Genomic DNA, 3516 nt, shown 5'->3' with positions numbered 1-3516 from the left:
CTTCATCAGCAACAACTGCAAATCCTCTACCATGCTCTCCTGCTCTTGCTGCTTCAATAGCAGCATTAAGAGCTAGAAGGTTAGTTTGATCTGCTATATCTCTAATGATAGTTATGATGTTTTTAATTTCATCACTTTGTCTTATGACATCAGCTGTCTTTTGAGAGATGGCATTCATTGAGCTAGACATTTGCTCAACTGCAGCTGCGGATTCTTGTAAGCTATTTGCTTGAGTGCTAGCACCTTGTGTGAGCTCTTTCATAGCCAAAGCCAGAGTTGTAGCCTTTTCTTCAAGCATCTTGGCGTCATTTAAATTTGAGTTTAGCATAGTGCAAATTACTTCACCCATATTTGATACTCCAAGTATCATAGCCTTTAGATCGGCTTCTAGCTCGTCATTTATCTCAACCCTTGCTGTAAAGTCGTTTTTAGTATATGAACTAAGAACATTTGTTATGCCCTTTAAATTTGCCGAGATAGATGTAAAGAATTTATTTAGTAGCTCTTTTAGCTCATTTAGTGATGGGTTGTTTGGAGTTGAGCCTATCTTTGCTCCAAGGTTTCCTTTGATCATTAAATTTGCTACCTTATTTAGCTCATCTATCATAGTGCTATCTTTTTTGATGCCAGCTACGACTTTATCGATGTTCTCATTTATCGCTTTACTCATCTCACCAAATTCATCATTTGATCTTACCTCTAGCTTGCTTGGTGCTTTTGCTTCGTAAGTTACAAATTTAAATAGATCATCAAGCTTAGACTGGATGGTTTTTATAGGATTAAGAGACTTTTTAAGTAAGAAATAGACAAATGCTGAGAGGATAACGATAAATAGCACTGCTAGGATTAGCTGGATCTTTAGGAGGGGCATAGTCTGGCTGCTAAAAGTATCGGCATTTATCGCAGCAACTGCGAGCCAGCCATCATCATTTAGTGGCAAAATTTTAGCCGAAACATTTACGCCTTTTGAGTTTTGGTATGAGATCAAACCATTTTCGTCAAAGTCCTTGCTAGCAAATTTCGCAGCCAGTGTCTTTGTCGCGTTTGTGGCTTGATTTATAAGACTTTCATCATCATGTAGCAAAATAACGCCATCTTTGTCCATAAAATAGACATAGCCAAACTCAGTTTTACCCATCTTTAGAAGCTTTTTACTTAAAAGCCTGATATTAACATCAGTAAATGTAGCTCCCGCAAGCTTGCCGTCCTCTACTATCGGTGTAGAGAAAGTCATGCACAGATCGTGCTCTGGAGCGACCATGTCTATATATGGCTTTGTAAAGATGGTTTTTCCACTACTCTTTGCGGCGATATACCAGCCCCTACCCCTTGGTTCGTATTTATCTTTTTCTGGGGTTAAGGTTTTACCATTTGAGCCATAAGTATAGCCGTTGCTCTCTGCTGCAAAATAAGCACCTATGACTATTGATTTTAAATTTTCTTTTGTAGATTTTAAACGAGCAAGAATTTCATCTTCTCTACCGATACTACCTGCTAGCTTGTTTGCAAGCTTTTGCGAGTCCTCCATGTAGTCATCAATAAAACTTTGCGTCACAGACTTGATGTCAGATAGAATTTGATCTTGGTTTTGGCTGATCAGCTTCACCACCTCCTCTTTTGCGTTAAAGTAGCTAACAGCCGACATCGCAGCAAAACATACACTCAAAAGAACAATAAGCGTCAATGCGATCTTGTTTGATATAGATCTCATTTCATCCTCCTTGTGAAATATTAGTAGAATTATATTATTTAAAATATAAATTTAATCTTTTGTTTTAAATAATATTTTATATTAAATAATGATTAAATCTATAAAAATAACGTAAATTAGCAATATAATAAAAATTTTTTAATTAAATTTGATTTATTTTATAAAATATATTTGAAGTAAAATATTTAATTTTTAACATTAAACTGGTTTATGAACTAAATTTATGCTAGATAAACTTAAACAAAAGAGAAACTTATTAAATTTTACATATAATGAGAGTTTAAATTTGTGAATGATCTGTAAAAATTTGATCTAAAAAAATATTATTAAATTTAGCCAGAGCCAAGCTGAACTGGCTAAATTTGGTGATATTTAAATTTCCTTATAACTGACTATATTTAGCCCAAAACCAGCTAAGCTTACAAATTCTTTATTTTTATTTGAGCTTAGAAGCTCGATATCTTTTACACCAAAGTGATTTAAAATTTGCGCTCCGATGCCGTAGTCTTTGCTTGTATTTGAGTTATCACTATCTAAAAAGATCAAAATTCCACCATTTTGGCTTAGAAATTTGATAGTTTTTAAAAGCTCTTCGTATTTTGGACTGCTCAAAAGCTCGTGATCGGCTAGAATTTTTTGAAATTTGACATTTGCCTTGCTCTTTGGCTCGCCAAAAAGATAAGCTGAGTGGATTTTACCTTTGTGATCGGCGATATCGTATCTTATAGCCGCGCAGTCTGCGATCATCACGTCACTTTTTTCGCCAACTCTTATGAGGCTTTCATGGCTTAGTCTATACTCGACTAGGTCAGAAACGCTGATTATGTTTAGATCAAACTTCTTGCAAAACTCCTCTAAATAATCACGCCTTGCCATGGTGCCATCTTCTTTTACGATCTCGCATATCGAAGCCATCGGAGCGACACCTGCAAGCTTGCAAAGATCGACCGAGCCCTCGGTGTGGCCTGTGCGAACGAGCACGCCGCCATTTTTAGCGATTAGCGGGAAGATATGTCCAGGACGCACGAAGTCCTCAGGCTTTGAGCTAGCATCAGCCGCAAGCCTGATCGTCATATCGCGCTCATATGCGCTAACGCCCGTTGTTGCGTCTTTTGCGTCGATCGTGACCGTAAAAGCTGTCTCGTGGCTCGATGTATTTTTGGCTACCATTAGCGGCAGATCAAGCCTTTTAGCGTTCGCCTCATCCATAGCAAGACAGAGCACGCCCTTTGCATGAGTGATAGCGAAATTTACCTTTTGCATGTCGCTACTAGCTGCTGAAAAGACTAGATCGCCTTCATTTTCGCGGTCCTCATCATCGACCATAACGACCATTTTGCCATTTTTTATATCCTCAATCGCTCTTAATACATTTTCAAGTGCCATAATTATCCTTTTATAAATTTTTACGATTATATTGATTTTTTAATAACTAAGAGATAAAAATATTAACTTTTCTTTATATTTTGCACACTTTTATTTAAATTTATAAATTTTTAATATTTAATGTTGTGTAAATTTACTTGAGCTTTTTGTATAGAAGATTTGATCAAAAAATATTTATAAAAAGAGACAAAAGGCTATCGTTAATCAAATTTTACATACTATTTTGCGTAAAATTTCTCTAAAAAATATTTTTGAGTTAAAACGATTAAATAAAATAAAAAAAGTATAAAAAGTAGATGGCGCAGCGGACGGGGCTCGAACCCGCGACCTCCGCCGTGACAGGGCGGCATTCTAACCAACTGAACTACCGCTGCACCTAAAAGTAATGGTGGTCGCTATAAGACTCGAACTTATGACAT

General features: G+C 36.4%; 2 protein-coding genes and 1 tRNA gene. All 3 read right to left on the bottom strand.

Annotation, left to right across the window (positions count from 1 at the left end; translation table 11 throughout):
• The coding region (locus CVS86_RS09750) for a methyl-accepting chemotaxis protein (protein WP_107791759.1) at nt 1-1711 on the bottom strand (1711 nt) is incomplete at its 3' end.
• 372 nt (nt 1712-2083) lie between these two features.
• Nucleotides 2084-3097: a bifunctional 3,4-dihydroxy-2-butanone 4-phosphate synthase/GTP cyclohydrolase II gene (locus tag CVS86_RS09745; protein WP_107791758.1), complete on the bottom strand. Its 1014-nt coding sequence runs from the start codon at nt 3095-3097 to the stop codon at nt 2084-2086.
• 297 nt (nt 3098-3394) lie between these two features.
• Nucleotides 3395-3471 (bottom strand) — tRNA-Asp (locus CVS86_RS09740).
• Nucleotides 3472-3516 lie beyond the last annotated feature (45 nt).

This window comes from Campylobacter concisus, assembly GCF_003048605.1.
Lineage (GTDB): Bacteria > Campylobacterota > Campylobacteria > Campylobacterales > Campylobacteraceae > Campylobacter_A > Campylobacter_A concisus_BM.
Note: the sequence above shows the minus strand (reverse complement) of the source record. Positions and strands in the feature narration are given on the sequence as shown.